The following is a 22,309-nucleotide window of genomic DNA, read 5'->3' on the forward strand; positions in this document are numbered from 1 at the left end:
GACCGCCACCTCCGCCTTTCTGCCGTCGTGCTGTAGCGCCATTGACCATATCCACGATCAACAGTCACGGAGCGCGATGCCGTTACGCGACCGGCGTCTTCTGCAACGGCACGGGTTCGGCAGCCCCGCCCTCGGGCACCGCTCCGGGGGAACCGTGTCCGTCGTCCAGCAGCGTCCGCTCGTCGAACGGCAGCTTCCCGGCGAGGACCAGAGCGACCCGGTCCCGGTCCACCTCCTTGGTCCACGTCCCGATGAGCACCGTGGCAACCGCGTTACCCGCGAAGTTCGTCAGCGCGCGCGCCTCACTCATGAAGCGGTCGACGCCGATGATCAGGCCGACGCCGTCGACCAGGGCGGGCTTGTGGGACTGGAGGCCGCTCGCGAGGACCGCGATGCCGGAGCCGGAGACGCCCGCCGCGCCCTTGGACGCGATCATCATGAAGAGGAGCAGCGAGATCTGCTCGCCGACGCCGAGCGGCTGGTCCATCGCGTCGGCGATGAACAGCGAGGCCATCGTCAGGTAGATCATCGTGCCGTCGAGGTTGAAGGAGTAGCCGGTGGGGACGGTGATGCCGACGACCGGGCGGCTCACGCCCAGGTGTTCCATCTTCGCGATGAGCCGGGGCAGGGCCGACTCCGAGGAGGAGGTGGAGAGGATGAGCAGGAACTCACGGCCCAGGTAGCGAAGCAGCTTGAAGAGGTTCACGCCGGTGGCCAGGCGCAGCAGCGTACCGAGTACCACGAGGATGAACAGGGCGCAGGTGACGTAGAAGCCGATCATGATGGTGGCGAGTGCCCGCAGGGCGTCGGTGCCCGTCTCGCCGATGACGGCGGCCATCGCGCCGAACGCACCGAGCGGCGCCGCCCACATGATCATGCCGAGGACGCGGAAGACCAGCTTCTGGATGTGCTGCACCCCGCGCAGGACCGGCTCGCCCGTCTTGCCCATGGCCTGGAGGGCGAAGCCCACGAGGAGCGCGACAAGGAGGGTCTGGAGGACCTCGCCCTCGGTGAAGGCGGACACCATCGTCTTGGGGATCATGCCGAGCGCGAAGTCGACGAGGCCCTCGTCGGCGCTGTCGGCTGCGGTGTGGCCCGCTTTCTTGTCCGACGGCGAGAGGTCCATGCCGGAGCCGGGGTGCAGGATGTTGCCGACGATCAGGCCGATCGCCAGGGCGACCACGGACATCGCCATGAAGTAGGCGAGCGCTAGCCCGCCGACCCTGCCGACCTTGGCTGCCTGCCGCACCGAGCCCACGCCGAGCACGATCGTGCAGAAGATGATCGGCGAGATCATCATCTTGATCAGGTTCACGAAGCCCGTACCGAGCGGCTTGAGTTCCTTGGCGAAGTCCGGGGCGATGAAGCCGACGGCGATGCCGATCAGTACGGCGCCGATGACGGCGATGTACAGATAGTGGGTCCGGTCCCGCTTCGCGGGCGGTGTGCCCGTACCGGCGGCGTCGGCCGGCGTCTGTCCCTGTGCCACGGGGTGCCTCCTAGGGCTGCGTGCGGCTGTGTACGGGTGTGCACGGTTGTGTACAGGTGTGCACGGCTGCGTATGTGTGGGTGCGTCTTCGTACGTTTGGGTGCGTCTTGTACGTGTGGATGCGTCTGTGTACGTGTGGGTGCGTCGCGTCCTCGGATGTCCTCGTCCGGCCGTGCGGCTCACGCCCCGCGATGTCCCGGAACGCGCCGACGAAGTCCAGGCGGACGGGCCGGCGAAGTCCTGGCGGACGGGCCGGTGGACGTGTCGGTGGGTGCGCCGGCGGACGTGTCGGTGATTCCGGGTGACTATCTCCCGGCCTGTGACGGCGGTCACCGTTACGTTCATTTAGTTCGCACACGGACGCCACGGCAGACTGGCACCATGCCCCAGGCCCCCCGACCGCCCCGCAGACCCCGTGGCCCGCGCAGCCTCGCCGGTCAGCTCTTCGCGATGCAGGTGGTCCTGGTCGCGGTCGTGGTCACGGGCTGCGCCCTGTTCACCTACCTCAGCGACCGGCACCAGGCCGAGGAGGCCGCGCGCCGCCAGGCCACGGCGGCGGCCCGCGCGGTCGCCGACGCCCCCTCGGTGCGCGCGGCGGTCCACGCCGAGGACCCCTCGCTCAGGCTCCAGCCGTACGCCTCGGACGTGCAGCGGCACACCGGCGTCGCCTTCGTCACGATCATGGACGTACGCGGCATCCGCTGGACCCACCCCGACCCGGACCGCATCGGCGAGCGCTTCCTCGGCCACACCGCGGAGGCCCTGCGCGGGGCGACCTTCACCGAGACCTACACCGGCACCCTCGGCCCCTCCGTGCGCGTGGTCACCCCGATCCGGGACGGCGGCGCCGACGGGGCCGGGGACGACGGCCGCGTCGTGGGCCTGGTCAGCGCGGGCATCACCATCGAGACGATCAGCGAGAAGGCGCGCGGCCAGCTCCTCGCGCTGCTCGGTGTCGCGGTCGGCGCGCTCGCCATCGGCGCCGTCGGCACGTACGTCGTCAACGCCCGCCTCCGCCGCTCCACCCACGGCATGAACGCCGCCGAGCTGAGCCGCATGCACGACTACCACGAGGCCGCGCTGCACGCCGTGCGCGAGGGGCTGCTCATGCTCGACGGGCGGCGGCGCGTCGCCCTCATCAACGACGGCGCCCGCGACCTGCTCGGCGCGCCCGAGGGCGTCGTCGGCCGGTACGTCACCGACCTCGGCCTGCCCGCGCCCCTCACCGGCGCGCTCCTCGACGCCCGGCCGCGGGTGGACGAGGTGCACCTGACGGCCGACCGGGTCCTGGTCGTCAACACCTCGCCGGTGTCCGGCGGCGACCGCGAGGGCACCGTGGTGACCCTGCGCGACCACACCGAACTCCAGTCCCTGGCGGGCGAGTTGACCTCCGAACGCGGGTTCACGCGGGCGCTGCGCTCGCAGGCCCACGAGGCCGCCAACCGCCTGCACACCGTGGTGTCCCTGATCGAGCTCGGCCGCGCCGACGAGGCGGTGGAGTTCGCCACCGCCGAGCTCGAACTGGCCCAGGCCCTCACCGACCAGGTCGTCGCCGCCGTCAACGAACCCGTCCTCGCCGCCCTGCTCCTCGGCAAGGCCGCCCAGGCCAACGAGCGCGGCGTGGAGCTGGTGGTCTCCGACGACACCCGCGTCGACGACGGCATGCTCCCGCCGGGCCTGCCCCCGCGCGACCTCGTCACCATCCTCGGCAACCTCGTCGACAACGCGGTGGACGCGGCGCAGGGCTCCCCCGCGGCCCGGGTGACGGTCACGGTCCGCGCCACCCCGCAGGGCATCCTCCTGCGCGTCACCGACACCGGCCCCGGCGTGGACCCCGGCCGGCGCGAGTCCGTCTTCGAACACGGCTGGAGCACCAAGGCCGCCTCGGGCCGCGGCCTCGGCCTGGCCCTGGTCCACCAGACGGTGGCACGGCACGCGGGCACGCTGACCCTGGCGGAGCCCCGCGAGGGCGGCGCCGAGTTCACCGCGACGCTCCCTCAGACGGCGACCGCCACCCCGGCCCCCGCTCCCGCGGTGCCGGGCACCGGCGGACCAGGCGCCGACGAGGGCCCCCGTACGGAAGGAAGGCCCGGCAGATGACCGAGCCCGACATCAGAGTCCTGGTCGTCGAGGACGACCGGGTCGCGGCGGACGCCCACGTCCTGTACGTCAACCGGGTGCCGGGCTTCGAGGCCACCGCCACGGCCCACACCGCCGCGCAGGCCCGCCGCGCCCTGGACCGCACCCCGGTCGACCTGATCCTCCTCGACCTGAACCTCCCGGACGGCCACGGCCTGGCCCTCGCCCGCACCCTGCGCGCGGCGGGCCACCGCGCGGACGTCATCGCGGTGACGTCGGCCAGGGACCTGGCGGTGGTCCGCGAGGGTGTGTCCCTCGGCGTCGTCCAGTACGTACTGAAACCCTTCACTTTCGCGACGCTCCGCGACCGCCTCACCCGCTACGCCGAGTTCCGCGCCGCCGCGGGCGAGGCCACCGGCCAGGACGAGGTCGACCGCGCCCTCGCCACCCTGCGCGCCCCCGCGCCCGCCGCCCTGCCCAAGGGCCTGAGCGGTCCCACCCTGGAGCGGGTGACCCGCACCCTCCAGGACGCCGCCCCCGGCGGCCTCACCGCGGCGGCGACCGGGGACACCACGGGCCTGTCCCGCATCACCGCCCGGCGCTATCTGGAGCACCTGGTGGGCACCGGGCGCGCCGTCCGCAGCCCCCAGTACGGCCATGTGGGCCGCCCGGAGCTGATCTACCGCTGGCACGCCGGGGACTGAGCCGCCGACCCACCGGGGCGGAGCCGCCGACCCCGCCGGGGACCGGGCCGCCCACTCCCCCGTGACCGAGGGCGCAGCCGCCGCGGACACGCGGCACCACCCACCCGGCCCAAGCCCGTTGCAAGGGCATTGACCTTGGTCGGAGGCCACGCTTACGTTCACCGGCAGCAGCCTCGCGCGGCAGCGCCCCGCGCCGCGGCGCGGCCGCGCCGGACCGTAGGAGGTCGTGACCCGTGCGCCCCACCGCCCCCGTACCTCTGCTCCTGACAGCCGCCCTCACCGCGACCGCCCTGACCGCGTGCGGCGGCGGCTCCGATGACGACCCGGACACCGTCAAGGTCTCGTACAAGCAGTCGATGGACAACAAGATCCGCGTCATGGACGACTACCTGGAGTCGATGAAGAAGCAGTTCGAGAAGGCGAACCCGGGCAAGAAGGTGAAGCTGGTGCCGATCAAGGCGCCGGACGCGGAGTACTACACGAAGGTGCAGCAGATGCTGCGCTCCCCGAAGACCGCACCGGACCTGGTGTACGAGGACACCTTCCTCATCAACTCCGACATCACCAGCGGGTATCTGAAGCCGCTCGACTCCTATCTGGACAAGTGGAAGGAGTGGCCGCAGTTCGTCGACACGGCCAAGGCGGCGGCGAAGGCCGAGGACGGCAAGACGTACGGCGTACCGGACGGCACCGACACGCGCGGCCTGTGGTTCAGCAAGGACATCTTCAAGAAGGCGGGCCTGCCCGCGAACTGGCAGCCGAAGAACTGGGACGACATCCTCGATGCGGCCCGCACCATCAAGAAGAAGGTCCCCGGCGTCGTCCCGCTGAACGTGTACACGGGCAAGCCGGGCGGTGAGACCTCGTCCATGCAGGGCCTGGAGATGCTGCTCTACGGCACCGGCGAGAACCCGCTGTACGACCCGAAGGCGAAGAAGTGGGTGGTGGGCAGCCAGGGGTTCAAGGACTCCCTGGAGTTCGTGGAGACCGTGTACGAGGAGAAGCTCGGCCCCGACGTCGAGGACGCCCTCGACCCGAACATGGCGACGCGGGTGCGCGGCGAGTTCCTGCCCGAGGGCAAGCTCGGCATCAACCTCGACGGTTCCTGGCTGCCGCAGGACTGGCTGGAGGGCTCCGGGCACGAGTGGCCCGAGTGGCCGAAGGAGCTGGGGCTCGCCGCCATGCCCACGCAGAGCGGCCAGGCCCCCGGCAGGGTCAGCATGTCCGGCGGCTGGACGTGGGCGATCCCCGCGAAGGCGGGCAACCCCGACCTGGCGTTCTCGTTCATCGAGACGATGCAGACCAAGGAGAACGCGAAGAAGTGGTACATCGCGAACTCCGGCATCTCCGTACGGAAGGACGTCGCCGAGGACCCGGAGTACGTGCGGGCGCAGCCCGGCACCGAGTTCTTCACCGACCTGGTCGCCTCGACGCACTACCGGCCCGCGTTCCCCGCGTACCCGAAGGTGTCCACGGCGATGCAGGAGGCGATGGAGCTGGTGACGACGGGTGACGGCTCGGTGGACAAGGCGGCGTCCGGCTACGACGACGAGGTGCGGTCGGCGACGGACGGCGAGGTGATCGAGAAGTGACGGAGCCCCCGGGCCACCGGCGGCTCACCCGCTCCCTGGCCCGGGCCCTGCCCGTGTCGCCCGCGGTCGTCCTGCTGCTCCTCTTCCTCGCGGGGCCGATCGGCTACTGCGCCTACATCGCCTTCACCGACCTCCAGCTGACCGGCCAGGCCCACGAGTCCTTCGTCGGCCTGGAGAACTTCCGCACGGCCTTCGGCGACGAGGACTTCCTGAACGCGGTCCTGCTGACGCTCGTGTTCACGTTCCTGTCGTCGATCGTCGGGCAGAACACGCTGGGCCTCGCCCTCGCGAGCCTGATGCAGCGCGCCTCGAAACCGGTCCGCACGGTCACCGGAGCCGTCGTGATCACGGCGTGGGTGCTGCCCGAGGTGGTGGCGGGCTTCCTGCTCTACGCCTTCTTCCGCCGCGACGGCACCCTCAACGCGGTCCTGGACGTGCTGCACCTGCCGTCCCAGAACTGGCTGTACACGCTGCCGATCATCGCGGTGTCCTTCGCGAACATGTGGCGCGGCACGGCCTTCTCGATGCTGGTGTACTCCGCCGCCCTCAACGACATCCCCAAGGAGATCACCGAGGCCGCCGAGGTGGACGGCGCCGGGGGCTGGCGCCGGATGTGGCACATCACGCTCCCGATGATCCGCCGCTCCATCGGCACCAACCTGATGCTCAACACGCTCCAGACCCTCTCCGTCTTCGGTCTGATCTGGGTGATGACGCGCGGCGGCCCGGGAAACCGCAGCCAGACCCTCCCCTTGTTCATGTACGAACAGGCCTTCCAGAAGAGCATGATCGGCTACGGCACGGCGGTGGCCCTGCTGCTGCTCGTCGTGGGGTCCCTGTTCTCGCTCGTCTACATGCGTCTGCTGCGCACGGAGGTCTGAGTGTCACGGCGTACGAGAAGCCGCAGACTGGCCGCGGACATCGGCCTCCTGGCGGTCGCGGCGGCCTTCGCGGTGCCGCTCGCGTGGGTGCTCCTCTCGGCGGTCGACCCCAAGGCCGACGTGGGCATGAAGACCCCCGACGGCATCACGCTCGACAACTTCGACGCGGTCCTGACCGACGAGATCACGTTCACGCCGATGCTGAACAGCCTGCTCCTGTGCGGCGGCGGCACCCTCCTCACGGTGGTGAGCGCGGCCCTCGCCGCCTACCCCCTGTCCCGCTACACCTCCCGGCTCAACCGCCCCTTCATGCTCACCATCCTGTTCGCGACGAGCCTGCCCATCACCGCGATCATGGTTCCGGTGTACGCGCTCTTCGTACGGGTCGACCTCATCGACACCATGCACGGCACGATCTTCTTCTTCGCCGCCTCCCAACTCCCCTTCGCCATCTGGCTGATGAAGAACTTCATGGACGGGGTGCCGAAGGAACTCGAGGAGGCCGCCTGGACGGACGGCGCGTCGCCCTTCCAGTCCCTGCTGCGCATCGTCCTGCCGTTGATGGGGCCCGGCGTGGCCGTGGTGACCGTCTTCTCCTTCGTGATGATGTGGGGCAACTTCTTCGTCCCCTTCATGCTCCTGCTCTCGCCCGAGCAGATGCCCGCGGCCGTCAGCATCAACGACTTCTTCGGCAGCAAGGGCGCCATCGTCTACGGCCAGTTGGCCGCCTTCTCGCTGATCTACTCGACGCCGGTGATCCTGCTGTACGTGCTGATCGCCCGGCGCCTCGGCGGCGGGTTCGCGCTGGGGGGCGCGGTGAAGGGGTGAACCGGGCCGCCCCGGAACCGTCACGGCATGTCACACGGGAGGGGTGGGCCACCGTCTGCTCGTGGAAGGAACACCTGAGCACACGGGGGTCCACATGCTCGGCGACATGCTGCTGCACACCGAGGACCTGCCCGCGGCCGACCGCTTCGACCGCTGGCGGGACCACCTGTCCCAGACGTCCGTCCCCACGGAACTGACCTGCGCCGACACCACCGACTTCGTCGCCACCCAGCGCCTGGTCGACTTCGGCGCCGTTCAGCTCCTCGCGGTGGCGCACCCGGCGCTGACGCTGGCCCGCACGCCGGAGCTGATCCGGCGCTCGGACCCGGGGCTGCTCCATCTGTCGCTGCCGCACAGCGGCACCGTGGACGTGTCCTCGTCCCACGGCACGTACCGCCACCGTCCCGGCGACGTCGTCGTCCAGGACACCTCGCGCCCCGCCCTGATGACGGCGACGCCCGAGGCCGTGCCCGGGCAGGCCACGGGCACCTGCGTGTTCGTACCCAGAGAGCTGCTCCCGCTGCCCGCGGGGGACCTCACGGAGGCCTTCGCCGGGCGGCGGCTCAGCCACCGCTCGGGCCCCGGCTCCCTGCTCGGCACGTTCCTCGGCCAACTCCTCGCCGACACCGCGTCCTTCTGTCCCGCCGACGCGCCGCGCCTTGAGCGAGTCGTCGTCGACCTCGTCACCGCGCTGCTGTGTCACGCCCTGGACACGGACTCGGCGGTGGCCCGCGACGCCCGGCACCGCACCCTCGTCCTGCGCGTCAAGGACCACATCGGCCGCCATCTGCACGACCCCGGCCTGAGCCCCGGCACCGTGGCTGCCGCCCACCACATCTCCCTCAGCCATCTGCACCGCCTCTTCCGCGGCGAGGAGACCACGGTCACCGCCTGGATCAGGACCCGGCGCCTGGAGGGCGTGCGCCGCGACCTCGCCGACCCGGCACTGCGCGCGCTGCCCGTCCACGCGGTCGCCGCGCGCTGGGGCCTGGTGCGCCCCGCCGACTTCAGCCGCGCCTTCCGCGCCGCGTACGGCACGACACCCCGGGACTTCCGTGCACGCGCTGCGCAGGAAGCGGCCACCGACAGCTAACGACTCGGCGGCGCCCGCTCGGCAGAGTGGGAGTCGACCACCCCGGACGGCCGGGGGCACGGGGAACCGACAAGGGGTATCGACATGCTGCGCGGCAAGAAGAGCTGGGCGCTCATCGCCGGGATCGTCCTTGGGACGAGCACGCTGACGGGTGTGACCACGGCGTCGGCGGACGCGTTCTCCTGCGACAACGGAGAGTTCTGTCTGTGGGAGAACCCCCAGCACAACGGCGGGTCCTGGAACACCTACGGCGTGGCCCAGTGGAACGGGACGGACAAGAGCTACGGCAACAACAAGTGGCGCGACAAGCGGGTGCAGTCCCACGACCGCGTCGACGGCCTCGACAACGAAGCCAGCTCCGTGCAGAACAAGGCACGTTGCAAGGTCAGGCTCTTCCAGCACGTCAATCTCCAAGGAAAGAGCCTCCTCCTGGAGCGCGGGGACAAGAGGGCCGTGCTCAGGGACACGCGCCTCGGTGACAACAGCGCGAGTTCGCACCGGTACGAGTGCTGAGACCTCCGCCGTGAGACGACACGTCCTCCCCGTGTCGGCGCGGCGAGGAGCCGCCCTGCTGTGCCTGGCCCTCACCCTCACCGCGTGCGGCTCCGGCGCCGGTGAGAAGGACGGGCACGGCGGGGCGTTCCGGGGGGGGGGGGGGGGCCCGGGGGGGCCCCCCCCCCCCCCGGGGGCCCCCCCCCCCCCCCGCCCCCGGGGGGGGGGGGGGGCCGGCGCGGGCGCCCCACTGGGGGCGGGGGGGAAGACGCGGGGGGGGGGTTGGGGGGGGGGGGGGGGGGGGGGGGGGGGGGGGGGGGGCGGGGGGGGGGGGGCCGCCCCCCCTCGACCGGTACTCCGACGGCCACGACGGCCTCGGGCTCAGGATGAGCCTGGCCGAGGACCGACTGGTGCGCGCGTGCATGAAGCGGCGCGGTGTGCCCTGGAACCCACCGCCCGTCGCCCGCACGGACACCGACCCGTCCACGGGCCGGTACGGCCTCACCGACGCCGACGACGCCCGCGCATCCGGCTACCACGTGCCGGAGGACCCGGCGCGCGCACGCCGCAACCACTACTTCCTCGACGAACTGACGGCCCGGCAGGAGGCGGCTCTGGACGGCGACAGGAGCCACCCCGGGTGCCAGGCGCAGGCAACCGCCGTGCTCCAGCGGGGTGTGCCCCGGCAGCGACAGCAGCAGCAGCGCCTGCTGGTCTTCAGGCTCGGCTCGCAAGCCATGGAGAACTCCAGGCGGACGCCCGGCGTACGCGCCGCCGAGAAGGCGTGGAGCACCTGTATGCGCGAGCGGGGCCACCGTTACCCGAGCCCCGGGGCCGCCGAGCGGAGCACGCGGTGGGACGCCGACTCCGGGGGCGTCACGCGCCGCGAACGGGAGGTGGCGCTCGCGGACGTCACGTGCAAGGAGGAGGTGTCGCTGGTACGGGTGTGGGCGCGGGCCGAGGCCGCGGAACAGCGCCGCCTGATGAAGGGGTACGGCCCGCAGCTCGCCGCGGTCCTCGACGCGAACGCGGTTCGGCGCGCCAACGCCGAGCGCGTCCTGTCCTGACTCCCCGGCCCCCGACCCCCGGCTCCCGTCCCCTCGCCCCGTGGGCGGGAGCCGGGCCTCCGCGGCACCGGACCTCGCGGCGCGGGGCCGGGCCCGGGCGGCGCGGGGGCGTGCGGTGGGGCGTCCCGGTGGATGTGGCTTCCTACGAGTGCGAGCCTCGTGCGAACACACCGTAGTCGCACCGTCGCCGCACGCATACCGTGTGCCCGTGCGACCCAGCCAGCCCCCACCCCCCTTCGACTTCCCCGCCGCGCGCCGCCTCCGTGAAGCACTGGGGATGGCTCCCGGCCACGTCGCCTACGGCATGCGGGCGAGCTACGGCCTCTCCCATGTCACCCCGGACACGATCGTGTCGTGGGAGCGCGGTCTCACCACCCCGGACGCCACCGAACTCGCCGCGCTCGCCGCCACGCTGTGGTGCTCGCCCGGGGAACTCATGGGCGCCCCCGCGACCCTGCGCGAGCACCGCCTCGCCCGCGGTCTCGCCCCCGAGGACGTGGCGCGCGGCGCGGGCATGGAGATCCAGGCGTACCTCCACATGGAGGAGACGGACCGCTGGCACGGCACCGACCGCCAGTCCACGGCCCTCGCGCGCACCCTCGACCTCTCCCTGCCCGACTTCGTCACGGTGACGGGCCGCGCCGACGAACTGGCGGACCTGCTCCGCAGCGCCGTACAGAACCGCTGGCAGGCCCAGCTGCGCCCGGTCGCCAAGCTCCTGGCGGTGGAGAAACGCGACCTGGAGGGCCCGCTGCGACGGCTCCACGAGGACTACCAGTCCCGGATGGTGCGCACCCTCAACTGGGGCGGCGGCGCAAGCGCGGACGCCTCGGGCCACGCGGGCCGAGACTTCCTCACCCGCATCCTGGACCACTTCTGGCCCCTGCTGCCGACGCATTGAGCCCGTCCGGCGCTTGAGGACGAGCCCGCAGGGCGATGCATGTCAGCCGGTCCGGCGCTTGAGGACAAGCGCGCAAGCGCGGGCAGTTCAAGCCGGTCCGGCGCTTGAGGACGAGCCCGCAGGGCGACAACCCCCCACCGGCCCGCACGGGCATCCGCACAGCAGCCCGCACGGGCAGGGCACCCGCACAGCAGCCCGCACGGGCAACGCACACCTAGAAGACCGACTCGGCCTCGTCCATACGGTCCCGCGGGACCGTCTTGAGCTCGGTGGTCGCCTCCGCGAGCGGGACCATCACGATGTCCGTACCCCGCAGCGCGGTCATGTTCCCGAAGTCCCCGCGGTGCGCGGCCTCCACGGCGTGCCACCCGAACCGGGTGGCGAGCACCCGGTCGTACGCCGTCGGCGTACCCCCGCGCTGGACGTGCCCGAGGATGACCGGCTTGGCCTCCTTGCCGAGGCGGCTCTCCAGCTCGTACGCGAGCGCCGTACCGATGCCCTGGAAGCGCTCGTGCCCGAACTGGTCGATGGCGCCCTTGCCGTAGTTCATGGTGCCGTCGACGGGATGGGCGCCCTCGGCGACGCAGATGACGGCGAACTTCTTGCCGCGCGCGAACCGCTCCTCGACCAGCTTGACCAGGTCGGCGGGGTCGAAGGGCCGCTCGGGCAGGCAGATGCCGTGGGCGCCGCCCGCCATGCCGGACTCCAGGGCGATCCAGCCCGCGTGCCGCCCCATGACCTCGACGACCATGACGCGCTGGTGCGACTCGGCGGTGGTCTTCAGGCGGTCCATCGCCTCGGTGGCGACACCGACGGCGGTGTCGAAGCCGAAGGTGCGGTCGGTGGAGGAGATGTCGTTGTCGATGGTCTTCGGCACGCCGACGACCGGCACACCCGCGTCCGACAGCATCCGCGCCGCGGTGAGCGTGCCCTCGCCGCCGATCGGGATGAGCGCGTCGAAGCCGCTCCTCTCGATGAGCTCCTTGGCGTTGTCGCAGGCGGCGCGGAAGCGGGCGCGCTCCAGGCGGGAGGAGCCGAGGATCGTTCCGCCACGGGCCAGGATGCCGCTGACCGCGTTCAGGTCGAGGGCGCGGTAGCGCCCGTCGAGGAGGCCCGCGTATCCGTCCTCGAAGCCGATGACCTCGTCACCGTGGTGCGTCACGGCGCGGTGCACGACCGACCGGATCACTGCGTTGAGGCCCGGGCAGTCGCCGCCCGCGGTGAGAATTCCGATACGCATCGCGCTGTGTCTCCTGCTCGCTGCTGATACTTGTGAGCCGATCCGATTCTTCCACGGCCCCGACAGGGCCGCCGCCTCTTGTCCGGCGGGCGGCTTATCCAGCCACAGAGGTATTGTCAAGAGGGCACGGCCAACAATATCGGGTGTTTTTCCGGCTCCGTCGGGACAGCCGGAACAGACGAGACCAGCGAAGCAGCCAAGCAGCCAAGCAGCCAAGCAGCGAAGGAACGGAGAGCACGCGTGACGCGCAGCGTGTACGTGACCGGGATCGACCGGGGCGACGGCCGGCAGGTCGTCGAACTGGGAGTCATGGAGCTCCTGACCCGCCAGGTGGACCGGGTGGGCGTGTTCCGGCCCCTGGTGCACGACGGACCCGACCGCCTCTTCGAACTGCTGCGCGCAAGATACCGGCTCTCGCAGGACCCGGCGACCGTGTACGGCATGGACTACCACGAGGCGTCCGCGCTCCAGGCCGAGCAGGGCACCGACGAGCTGGTCTCCCGGCTCGTCGACCGCTTCCACGCCGTCGCGCGCGCGTACGACGTGGTCCTCGTGCTCGGCACCGACTTCGCCGCCACCCAGCTCCCGGACGAGCTGTCGCTGAACGCGCGGCTCGCGAACGAGTTCGGCGCGTCGGTCCTGCCCGTGGTCGGCGGCAAGAACCAGACGGCGGACTCGGTACGCGCCGAGACCCGCAACGCCCACCGCGCGTACGAGTCCCTCGGCTGCGACGTCCTCGCGGTGGTGACCAACCGGGTGGCGCCCGCCGACCGGGACGCGATACAGGAAAGCCTGACGGCCGACCTGCCCGTGCCCTGCTACGTCCTGCCGGACGAGGCCGCCCTCTCGGCGCCGACCGTCGCCCAGATCACCCACGCCCTCGGCGGCAGGGTGCTCCTCGGCGACGACTCGGGCCTGGCGCGCGACGCCCTTGACTTCGTCTTCGGCGGCGCCATGCTGCCGAACTTCCTGAACGCCCTGACACCCGGCTGCCTGGTCGTCACCCCCGGGGACCGCGCCGACCTGGTGGTGGGCGCCCTGGCCGCGCACAGTGCGGGGACGCCGCCCATCGCGGGCGTCCTGCTGACCCTGAACGAGCAGCCGGGCCCGGAGATCCTGCGCCTGGCGGACCGGCTCGCGCCCGGCACGCCGGTCGTCGCGGTGGCCGGCGGCTCCTTCCCGACGGCGGCCGAGCTGTTCGCCCTGGAGGGCAAGCTGAACGCCGCGACGCCCCGCAAGGCGGAGACCGCGCTCGGCCTCTTCGAGCGGTACACCGACACCGCGGACCTGCTCGGGCGCCTCTCGGTCCTCGCCAGCGACCGGCTGACGCCCATGATGTTCGAGCACAAGCTCCTGGAGCGCGCCCGCGCCGACCGGCGCCGCGTCGTGCTGCCCGAGGGCACCGAGGAGCGCGTGCTGCGCGCCGCCGATGTGCTCCTGCGCCGCGGGGTGTGCGACCTGACGCTGCTCGGCCCGGCGGAAACCATCCGCAAGAAGGCCGCCGACCTCGGCATCGACCTGAAGGACGCCCAGCTCACCGACCCGGTGACGTCGGAGCTGCGCCAGGGCTTCGCCGAGGAGTACGCGCGGCTGCGCGCCCACAAGGGCGTGACGGTGGAGCTCGCGCACGACGTGGTGGCCGACGTGAACTACTTCGGCACGCTGATGGTGCAGGGCGGTCTCGCCGACGGCATGGTGTCGGGCTCCGTGCACTCCACGGCGGCGACGATCCGCCCGGCCTTCGAGATCATCAAGACCAAGCCGGACGCCTCGATCGTGTCGTCCGTCTTCTTCATGTGCCTCGCCGACAAGGTCCTGGTGTACGGCGACTGCGCGGTCAACCCCGACCCGAACGCGGAGCAGCTCGCGGACATCGCCGTCCAGTCGGCGGCCACGGCGGCGCAGTTCGGCGTCGAGCCGCGGATCGCGATGCTGTCGTACTCCACCGGCACCTCGGGCTCCGGCGCGGACGTCGACAAGGTCCGCGAGGCCACCGAGCTGGTGCGGGCGCGGCACCCGGACCTGAAGATCGAGGGCCCGATCCAGTACGACGCGGCCGTCGAGCCGTCCGTCGCGGCCACCAAGCTGCCGGGCTCCGACGTCGCGGGCCAGGCCAGCGTGCTGATCTTCCCGGACCTGAACACCGGCAACAACACCTACAAGGCCGTGCAGCGCTCGGCGGGCGCGATCGCCGTCGGCCCGGTCCTCCAGGGTCTGCGCAAGCCCGTGAACGACCTGTCCCGCGGGGCACTCGTCCAGGACATCGTGAACACGGTCGCCATCACGGCGATCCAGTCCCAGGCCCCCGCCCCCGCCCCTTCCTGATCCCCGGCACCCCCGCTCCTCCCACAGAAAGCATCTCCTTCGTGACCGCGACCCGCGTACTCGTCCTCAACTCCGGCTCCTCGTCGGTGAAGTACCAGCTGCTCGACATGGCGGACGGCACCCGGCTCGCCGCGGGCCTGGTCGAGCGCATCGGCGAGGAGTCCTCACGGCTCAAGCACGCGCCGCTCGCGGGCGGCGGCGGGAGCCGGGAGCGCACCGAGCCGATCGCCGACCACGAGGCGGCGCTGCGGGCGGTCGCCGAGGAGCTGGCCGCGGACGGGCTCGGCCTCGACTCGCCGGAGCTCGCGGCGATCGGGCACCGGGTGGTGCACGGCGGTCTGAAGTTCACCGCGCCCACGGTGATCGACGACGCCGTGCTCAAGGAGATCGAGCGCCTCGTGCCGGTGGCGCCGCTGCACAACCCCGCCAACATCACCGGTATCCGCACGGCCCGGGCGCTGCGGCCCGACCTGCCGCAGGTCGCCGTGTTCGACACCGCGTTCCACACGACGATGCCGGAGTCCGCCGCGCGCTACGCCATCGACGTCGAGACGGCCGACCAGCACCGGGTGCGGCGCTACGGCTTCCACGGCACGTCGCACGCGTACGTGTCGCGCGCGACCGCGAAGCTGCTCGGCAGGGCGCCCGAGGACGTCAACGTCATCGTCCTGCACCTGGGCAACGGGGCGTCGGCCTCGGCGGTGCGCGGTGGGCGCTGCGTGGACACCTCGATGGGCCTGACCCCGCTCGAGGGACTGGTCATGGGTACGCGCTCGGGCGATGTGGACCCGGCGGTGATCTTCCATCTGACGCGGGTCGGCGGCATGTCCATCGACGAGATCGACGTCCTGCTGAACAAGCGGAGCGGTCTGGTCGGCCTCTGCGGCGACAACGACATGCGGGAGATCCGCCGCCGCGTGGACGCGGGCGACGAGCGGGCGGCCCTGGCCTTCGACATCTACATCCACCGCCTGAAGAAGTACATCGGCGCCTACTACGCGGTGCTCGGCCGGGTGGACGCCGTCGTGTTCACGGCCGGGGTCGGCGAGAACGCGGCGCCGGTGCGGGAGGCTGCCGTCGCGGGCCTCGAGGAGCTGGGCCTCGCGGTGGACGGCGAGCTCAATTCCGTACGTTCCGACGAGGCGCGGCTGATCTCGCCGGAGTACGCGCGGGTCGCCGTCGCCGTGGTGCCGACCGACGAGGAGCTGGAGATCGCCGACCAGACGTACGCGCTCGTCGGCAAGGGCCGTTCCTGACCGACCGGTGGCACGGCTGAGCGCCCGTCCGCCCATTTGTAGATTCCACCAGACGGAATATTCCGAAGCGAAACAAACCGATAGGATCGCCCCATGCGCCGTTCCAAAATCGTCTGCACGCTGGGTCCCGCCGTCGACACCGAAGAGCAGCTCGTCTCGCTGATCGAGGCCGGCATGAACGTGGCCCGCTTCAACTTCAGCCACGGCACGCACGCCGAGCACCAGGGCCGGTACGACCGGGTCCGTGCCGCGGCCGAGCGGACGGGTCGCGCGATCGGCGTCCTCGCCGACCTCCAGGGACCCAAGATCCGCCTGGAGACCTTCGCCGAGGGCCCCGTGGAGCTGGTGCGCGGTGACGAGTTCGTCATCACCACCGAGGACGTGCCCGGCGACAAGTCGATCTGCGGCACCACCTACAAGGGCCTGCCCGGCGATGTGAGCAAGGGCGACCCGGTCCTGATCAACGACGGCAACGTCGAGCTGAAGGTGACGGGCATCGAGGGCCCGCGCGTGAAGACGATCGTCATCGAGGGCGGCGTCATCTCGGACCACAAGGGCATCAACCTGCCCGGCGCGGCCGTGAACGTCCCCGCCCTGTCCGAGAAGGACATCGAGGACCTGCGCTTCGCCCTGAAGATGGGCTGCGACCTGGTGGCCCTCTCCTTCGTGCGGGACGCGAACGACGTCAAGGACGTCCACAAGATCATGGACGAGGAGGGCCGCCGGGTCCCTGTCATCGCCAAGGTCGAGAAGCCGCAGGCGGTGGCGAACATGGAGGCCGTCGTCGCGGCCTTCGACGGCGTGATGGTCGCCCGCGGCGACCTGGCCGTCGAGTACCCCCTCGAGAAGGTCCCGATGGTGCAGAAGCGCCTCGTGGAGATGTGCCGCCGCAACGCCAAGCCGGTGATCGTCGCGACCCAGATGATGGAGTCGATGATCACCAACTCGCGCCCCACGCGCGCCGAGGCGTCCGACGTCGCCAACGCGATCCTGGACGGCGCGGACGCGGTGATGCTGTCGGCCGAGTCCAGCGTGGGCGCGTATCCGATCGAGACCGTCAAGACGATGTCGAAGATCGTCCAGGCGGCCGAGCAGGAGCTGCTCTCCAAGGGCCTCCAGCCCCTGGTCCCCGGCAAGAAGCCCCGTACGCAGGGCGGTTCGGTGGCCCGCGCCGCCGCCGAGATCGCCGACTTCCTCGACGGCAAGGCCCTGGTCGCCTTCACCAAGTCCGGCGACACGGCCCGCCGCCTGTCCCGCTACCGCGCGGCCCAGCCGATCCTCGCCTTCACCACGGACGCGAGCACCCGCAACCAGCTCGCCCTGAGCTGGGGCGTGGAGACCTACGTCGTCCCGCACGTGGACAACACCGACGCCATGGTCGAACTGGTCGACGCCGAGGTCCTCAAGCTCCAGCGCTACAACGAGGGCGACACCATGATCATCACCGCGGGCTCGCCCCCCGGCATCCCCGGTACGACGAACATGGTCCGGGTGCATCACCTGGGCGGCGGCGAACGCGACTGACACCCCCCCCCGCAATGCGCGAAGGGCGTCCCCTGGATCATCAGGGGGCGCCCTCGCCGTTGTGCGCGACCGCGTCAGTCGGTGATCGACTGGTGGAGGCCCGGGATGGTGAGGTCGCCGCCGAACTGGCCCGCCTGTTGGACCTTCACGTTCGTGAAATAGATCAGCGGCAGGTTCAGGGGCGGCGGGTGCTCCGGGTCGAAAGTGATCGGGATCAGGCCGAAGAGGTTGCCGGAGATCCGCTCCGTGTACATCGTCGTGTCGCCGTTGCGGATCGTGGACATCGAGCCCTTGGCGGCCTCGACGTGGTACTTCTTGCCGCCCGGTCCGTCGACGATCTGGTGCAGGTCGCCGATGTCCGTGCCACCGCTGATGATGTACTTCAGCGCCTGCTTGGTCCGGCCGTCGGGCATCCTCAGGTTCACGACGCCCTTGTAGTCCGCGCCCTTCAGGAGCAGCGAACTGGCCTCCAGGTGCCACGGCTGGTTCGGGATCGGCGCGGGTGACTGTTCGTCGTCCCCGTCGACCTTCTTCTCCACCACGCACGGGAACGGCTTCTTGCCGTCCTCGTCCGGCGCCATGGGGTCATCGGAGTCCGCGGAGGCCTCCGTGCCGGCGTCGGGGTCGGCCTCGTCCTTGGCCTGCTCCGCGGCCCTCTCCGCCTTCTCGGCGGCTTCCTCCGCCTTGTCGAGGGCCTTGTCCGTGGCGTCGTCCGCGGTGCCCTTCAGACCGTCCCGCATCTTGCCGAGGGTGCCGTCGACGGGCTTGGTGACCTTGTCGGTGACCTTGTTCTTGGAGTCGTCGGAGTCGTCGGAGTCTTTGGAGTCCTGAGAGTCCGCTGAGCCGCTGGAGTCCTTGGAGTCGCTGGAGTCCTTGGGGCTGTCGGCCTCGCCGTCTCGGTCGCCCTCGGACTTCGACGCCCCGGAGCGAGCCGACTCCTTCCCGTCCGGTGTGAGGACGTCCTTGATGGCGTCGCCGACGCCCAGCGGGTCCAGGGGGTTCCTGGTCCTGGCGGGGGCGGGACTCCTGGCCGAGTCCTCGTCAGCCTTGGCGTCCTTGTCGCCCTGGGCGTTCCTGACGTCCTCGTTCTTGCCAGAGTCGCCCGACGTACCGCGGGACGACGGCTCGGAGCGAGACCCGCCCGCGTCCTCGGAGCTTTCGGAGCCCTCGGAGTCCTCGGAGGTCCCGGAGCCATCGGAGCCCGCCGAGTCGGCAGAGTCAGCGGAGTCCTCGGCGCCCTCGGCCTTCTTCTTGGCCTTCTTCTCGGCCTCGTCCGCCCTCTCGCGCGCGGCCTCCGCCTTCTCCTCGGCCTTCTTCGCGGCCCTGTCCTTGGCGTCCTGCTCGGCTTCTTCCCTGGTCTTGGACTGCTCGTCGGGCGCGGTCACGCACGGGCCGTCCCGGAAGGGGTTCTTGGGGAGGCCCGGCTTGGCCTGGGCGAGCTGTGGGGTCAGGCCCATGCCCATCAGCACGGCGGTGGGCATGGCCGCGATCGCGATCGCTTTGCCCGCGGGCATCTGGAGCCGGGTAAGGAGTGGCTTCTTCGGGGCCGCGTGGCGCGGCCCCGTTCTCGCGCGGGACCTGGCCGCGTCGGTCCCGCGGTGCACCTCGTCAGCCGGCACGGTGCCTCCCGTTCGTCCCGTTCATCGGGCTCGTTCCTGACAAGTCATCGGTTGCACCGCCCGCCACCGGTACGGTCCCGTTCGCGGCCCCCGCGGCCGCGGGCCCGGGAGCCCCGTCGTGGTCTCCGGCGTCCGGAGCCTTCGCGCGCCGCTTCGGCCGCTTCTCCAGCCTCGTCGGCATCCAGGAGACGCCGAGCGCGCCGCCGATGAGGGCGAGCAGAAAGCCCATGACGAAGCCGCCGAAGTTGGACACCACGAGGGAGACCAGGGCGAGCAGGATCGCGGCGACGCCCGCGAACACGCGGGACTGCGGCTGGAACCACATGGTCAGGCCGAGCACGACCAACAGCACACCGATGATCAGCGATCCGGCGCCGGCGGTGGTCGCCATCCGGATGGTCATCGTGCCCAGTGTGAGGTTCGCGTACGGGAAGTACATGATCGGGATGCCGCCGAGCAGCGTCAGCAGGCCTCCCCAGAACGGGCGCTGACCGCGCCACCCTCGGAACGATCGGCGCATCCGGCCAAGCCTGTTGCCAAGGCCCACTTGCGCTTCGGCGCTCATGTCGTACAGCTCCTCGGGTAGGGCGTTTGGTTCTGTGTATGCGGATTCGGGCACGGGGACGACCGGTTCACGGTGTACGGATGTGAAGACGTACACGGCAAAGACGTACAGCGGTAAAGGCGCCCCCGCGCCCGGCCGTTCGGCACGACAAGTGCGGCTCAGGACAGCAATGGCCTCTGGCACGGCCTCAACGACGGCCTCGATCGAAGACGAAACGAAGCAGCTGGGTTCGCGTCGGCGTGACCGGGGCCGCTACTGCCTCAGTAGCACTCGTGCTTGCCCTTCTTGACCGCCATGTGCAGGCCGGACAGCTTGAAGGTGCCCGCGCTGGTCGCCCAGGCGCGCTGCTTGACGTCGGTGAAGCGCACCTTGTCGGCCTGCTGGGCGAACGAGTCCGGGACGTACTGCTTGCCCGGCTTGTCCTGCGGGTTCGGGCCGGGCCCCTTCGTCGTACGGTCCACCGAGACACCGATGTCGATGTTGGTGAACGTCGCGTTGGCGCTCAGGTCGTCGGCGTCGATGAAGAGCTTCTTCGCGTAGACACGCGGGGAGCCCTTGCCGCCGGCCGTCAGCTTCATCGACACGTCGCCGAACACCGGGACCGGCACGACCACGGACTGGCACAGATTGGTGATGTAGGCCGAGTCCATGCCGACGACGGTGACCGGGTGATTACCCGACTTACCGACGTCCATCGCCCCGTACTGGACGAATCCCTTGCCGTCGAGCTGCTTCGCGGTCACTTTGAACTGTTGACCGGACACACTGAACGATGCCGCGAGCGCGCCCTGTGCGAGGGCCACGCCTATCGCGGCAGTCGCCGCGACGCTCGGCACCATGACCACGGCGAACCGCTTCCATCTGGTTCCGCCACGAGCCACGGACTCCATGACTTTCCTCCTTCTCGGACGTACATCTCCGGCCCTGGCCGCTCCCTCAGGGGCTGTTCAGCCGGGCGGGGATGGGAGAAGTGCTACGTCCTCGGCAAGGAGAGCGCCCGTGTGGGAGGACGCGCTGTGCGCCTCGATCACCGGCGATCACCCCCGAGCGACAACCACTGGTCGCGCCTGACGCATCACGCACAACCTTGCTGGACAGGCCCTGCCGGGAGTGGCAGAGACCCCCCTGTCCCAGACCGGCGACGGCGCCGCCGGCCTGCTCGGTGGGGACCCAGAAGTTCCGTCTCCCGACTGGCGGTCGGGCTGCGGGCAATGGACCGAGCGTGGCCGATCGTGGTGCATTCTCGGCGCCCGCACAAGGGGGTTCATTACTCGCTGGTAACGGGCGGATAACCGGGCGACGACCGCCCGGCATCGATCAGCAACAGACGGTGGCTTCAACAGTCGGGCAAGATCGGGCGATTGACGTACAGGATCGGACAGATCGGTGCCCTGCTCTTACTCCGAGTAACAGTGGCCGCGTTTGCCAAGTTTTGGCAAAACGCGGCCACTGTGGTGTCGCTCGGGCAAGCTGTTCACTTACGCCTCAGGGGTGCGGGGTGCGGAGCCGCGAGACCCCACAAAAAACCTCAGAAAAGCACCCGTGCGAGCGCCGTGCGCGCCGACGCCACGCGCGGGTCGTCCGCGCCCACCACCTCGAAGAGTTCGAGGAGGCGCAGCCGGGCGGCGTCCCGGTCGTCGCCGAAGGTGCGCCGGACCGTCTCGACGAGCCGCCCGAAGGCGTCCTCGACGTGGCCGCCGACCAGGTCGAGGTCGGCCGCAGCGATCTGGGCGCCGACGTCGCCGGGTTTCTCGGCGGCGTCCTTGCGGACGGCGGCCGGGTCCAGGTCCTGCACCCGCTGGAGGAGTTCGGCCTGGGAGAGTCCGAGCTTGGCCTCGGTGTTGCCGGGGTCGTCGCTCAGCACGTTCTTGTACGCCTGGACCGCGCCGGCCAAGTCGCCCGCGTCCAGGGCCTGGACGGCCGCTTCGAGCAGGGCGTCGTACGGCCCCGCGGGGGCGGGGGTCTCGGCGGTGGGGCCGCTGTCCGCGTCGGCGGCGTTCGGGTCGACGGTGAGGCCGGTGAGGCCGAAGCGCTCCTCGCCGACCTGGATGAGCTGGTCCAGCGTGCCGCGGATCTGCGCCTCGGGGGCCGCGCCCTGGAAGAGCGGCAGGGCCTGGCCCGCGACCACGGCGAAGACGGCCGGGATGCCCTGCACCCCGAACTGCTGCATCAGCATCTGGTTCGCGTCGACGTCGATCTTCGCGAGGACGAAGCGGCCGTTGTACTCCCGCGTCAGGCGCTCGAGGAGCGGGCTGAGCTGCTTGCACGGCTCGCACCACTCGGCCCAGAAGTCGATGACGACAGGCACTTCGGTGGAGCGCTGCAAGACATCCCGCTCGAATCCCGCCTCGTCTACGTCGATGACGAGGCTCGCGGGCGACACTCCGGCACCGGCGGCGCCGCCGCCCTGCCTGGCCGCTTCGGCGCGGGCCTGTTCCGCCTTCGCCTTCGCCTCCTGGGCCGCCTTCACCGCGGCGAGGTCGACGACTCCGCTCATGGACATGTTCCGTGGCTGCATGAGTACATCCTCCCCCAAGCCGCGCGGGAACCGTGCCCGTCCGCACCCCTCGCCGGATTGCGGGGCCGCCGGACGGAGCCGGTTCGCTCGATGTCCTTCGTACGATGTCCTGCGGGGCGCGGGGTCCCCACCCCGC

At 71.0% G+C, this 22,309-nt stretch carries 18 protein-coding genes; 12 read left to right on the forward strand and 6 right to left on the reverse strand.

The window, feature by feature from the left end; genetic code table 11:
- Window positions 1–82: 82 nt before the first annotated feature.
- The gene (locus ACH4DX_RS10185) at window positions 83–1,489 is read right to left on the reverse strand and encodes a cation:dicarboxylate symporter family transporter (protein ID WP_398154790.1); all 1,407 of its coding nucleotides are present in this window, start codon (window positions 1,487–1,489) and stop codon (window positions 83–85) included.
- Between the two features lie 381 nt (window positions 1,490–1,870).
- Between ACH4DX_RS10185 and ACH4DX_RS10190 the strand changes: the two genes are divergently transcribed.
- The 9 genes from ACH4DX_RS10190 (at window position 1,871) to ACH4DX_RS10230 (ending at window position 11,126) form a co-directional block, all read left to right on the forward strand.
- Window positions 1,871–3,589 carry an ATP-binding protein gene (locus ACH4DX_RS10190; protein WP_398154791.1) on the forward strand — a complete coding sequence of 573 codons (1,719 nt, stop codon included), beginning with the start codon at window positions 1,871–1,873 and terminating at the stop codon, window positions 3,587–3,589.
- Entirely contained in the window at window positions 3,586–4,272 is a 687-nt protein-coding gene (locus tag ACH4DX_RS10195; protein ID WP_398154792.1) for a response regulator, read from the forward strand. Before ACH4DX_RS10190 ends, ACH4DX_RS10195 begins: the two co-directional genes overlap by 4 nt.
- 233 nt (window positions 4,273–4,505) lie before the next feature.
- The gene (locus tag ACH4DX_RS10200; RefSeq protein ID WP_398154793.1) at window positions 4,506–5,864 is read left to right on the forward strand and encodes an extracellular solute-binding protein; all 1,359 of its coding nucleotides are present in this window, start codon (window positions 4,506–4,508) and stop codon (window positions 5,862–5,864) included.
- A complete protein-coding gene (locus ACH4DX_RS10205) occupies window positions 5,861–6,745 on the forward strand; it encodes a carbohydrate ABC transporter permease (protein ID WP_398154794.1) in 885 nt (294 codons plus the stop codon). Before ACH4DX_RS10200 ends, ACH4DX_RS10205 begins: the two co-directional genes overlap by 4 nt.
- Window positions 6,746–7,573 (forward strand): carbohydrate ABC transporter permease, encoded by an 828-nt coding sequence (locus tag ACH4DX_RS10210; protein ID WP_398120739.1) that lies wholly within the window; start codon window positions 6,746–6,748, stop codon window positions 7,571–7,573.
- 61 nt (window positions 7,574–7,634) lie between these two features.
- A complete protein-coding gene (locus ACH4DX_RS10215) occupies window positions 7,635–8,666 on the forward strand; it encodes a helix-turn-helix domain-containing protein (RefSeq protein ID WP_398154795.1) in 1,032 nt (343 codons plus the stop codon).
- A gap of 84 nt (window positions 8,667–8,750) precedes the next feature.
- Complete coding sequence (locus ACH4DX_RS10220; RefSeq protein ID WP_398120735.1) at window positions 8,751–9,179, forward strand: peptidase inhibitor family I36 protein; 429 nt, start codon at window positions 8,751–8,753, stop codon at window positions 9,177–9,179.
- Between the two features lie 389 nt (window positions 9,180–9,568).
- The gene (locus tag ACH4DX_RS10225; protein WP_398154796.1) at window positions 9,569–10,225 is read left to right on the forward strand and encodes a hypothetical protein; all 657 of its coding nucleotides are present in this window, start codon (window positions 9,569–9,571) and stop codon (window positions 10,223–10,225) included.
- A 208-nt stretch (window positions 10,226–10,433) separates the two neighbouring features.
- The gene (locus ACH4DX_RS10230) at window positions 10,434–11,126 is read left to right on the forward strand and encodes a helix-turn-helix domain-containing protein (RefSeq protein ID WP_398154797.1); all 693 of its coding nucleotides are present in this window, start codon (window positions 10,434–10,436) and stop codon (window positions 11,124–11,126) included.
- A 214-nt stretch (window positions 11,127–11,340) separates the two neighbouring features.
- Here ACH4DX_RS10230 and ACH4DX_RS10235 read toward each other — a convergent pair whose 3' ends face one another.
- Window positions 11,341–12,366, reverse strand: a complete 1,026-nt coding sequence (locus tag ACH4DX_RS10235; protein WP_398120729.1) for an ATP-dependent 6-phosphofructokinase — start codon at window positions 12,364–12,366, stop codon at window positions 11,341–11,343.
- A 240-nt stretch (window positions 12,367–12,606) separates the two neighbouring features.
- Between ACH4DX_RS10235 and pta the strand changes: the two genes are divergently transcribed.
- The 3 genes from pta to pyk all read left to right on the forward strand — a co-directional run bounded on the left by pta (window position 12,607) and on the right by pyk (window position 17,471).
- A complete protein-coding gene (gene pta, locus ACH4DX_RS10240) occupies window positions 12,607–14,691 on the forward strand; it encodes a phosphate acetyltransferase (protein WP_398120727.1) in 2,085 nt (694 codons plus the stop codon).
- A gap of 41 nt (window positions 14,692–14,732) precedes the next feature.
- Window positions 14,733–15,947, forward strand: coding sequence for an acetate kinase (locus ACH4DX_RS10245; RefSeq protein ID WP_398154798.1), 1,215 nt, complete (start codon window positions 14,733–14,735; stop codon window positions 15,945–15,947).
- 93 nt (window positions 15,948–16,040) lie between these two features.
- Window positions 16,041–17,471, forward strand: coding sequence for a pyruvate kinase (gene pyk, locus ACH4DX_RS10250; protein WP_398120724.1), 1,431 nt, complete (start codon window positions 16,041–16,043; stop codon window positions 17,469–17,471).
- Window positions 17,472–17,545: 74 nt separating this feature from the next.
- On the opposite strand, the gene ACH4DX_RS10255 is transcribed toward pyk, so the two are convergent.
- From ACH4DX_RS10255 to ACH4DX_RS10270, 4 genes are all read right to left on the reverse strand, one after another.
- Window positions 17,546–18,985 (reverse strand): hypothetical protein, encoded by a 1,440-nt coding sequence (locus tag ACH4DX_RS10255; RefSeq protein WP_398154799.1) that lies wholly within the window; start codon window positions 18,983–18,985, stop codon window positions 17,546–17,548.
- A gap of 94 nt (window positions 18,986–19,079) precedes the next feature.
- Window positions 19,080–19,655 carry a DUF6114 domain-containing protein gene (locus ACH4DX_RS10260; protein ID WP_398120720.1) on the reverse strand — a complete coding sequence of 192 codons (576 nt, stop codon included), beginning with the start codon at window positions 19,653–19,655 and terminating at the stop codon, window positions 19,080–19,082.
- Between the two features lie 260 nt (window positions 19,656–19,915).
- Window positions 19,916–20,545, reverse strand: coding sequence for a DUF6230 family protein (locus ACH4DX_RS10265; RefSeq protein ID WP_398120718.1), 630 nt, complete (start codon window positions 20,543–20,545; stop codon window positions 19,916–19,918).
- Between the two features lie 638 nt (window positions 20,546–21,183).
- Window positions 21,184–22,173 (reverse strand): tetratricopeptide repeat protein, encoded by a 990-nt coding sequence (locus ACH4DX_RS10270; protein ID WP_398154800.1) that lies wholly within the window; start codon window positions 22,171–22,173, stop codon window positions 21,184–21,186.
- Between the last annotated feature and the right edge of the window lie 136 nt (window positions 22,174–22,309).

The sequence above is a fragment of the Streptomyces sp. NPDC017940 genome (assembly GCF_044328435.1).
Lineage (GTDB): Bacteria > Actinomycetota > Actinomycetes > Streptomycetales > Streptomycetaceae > Streptomyces.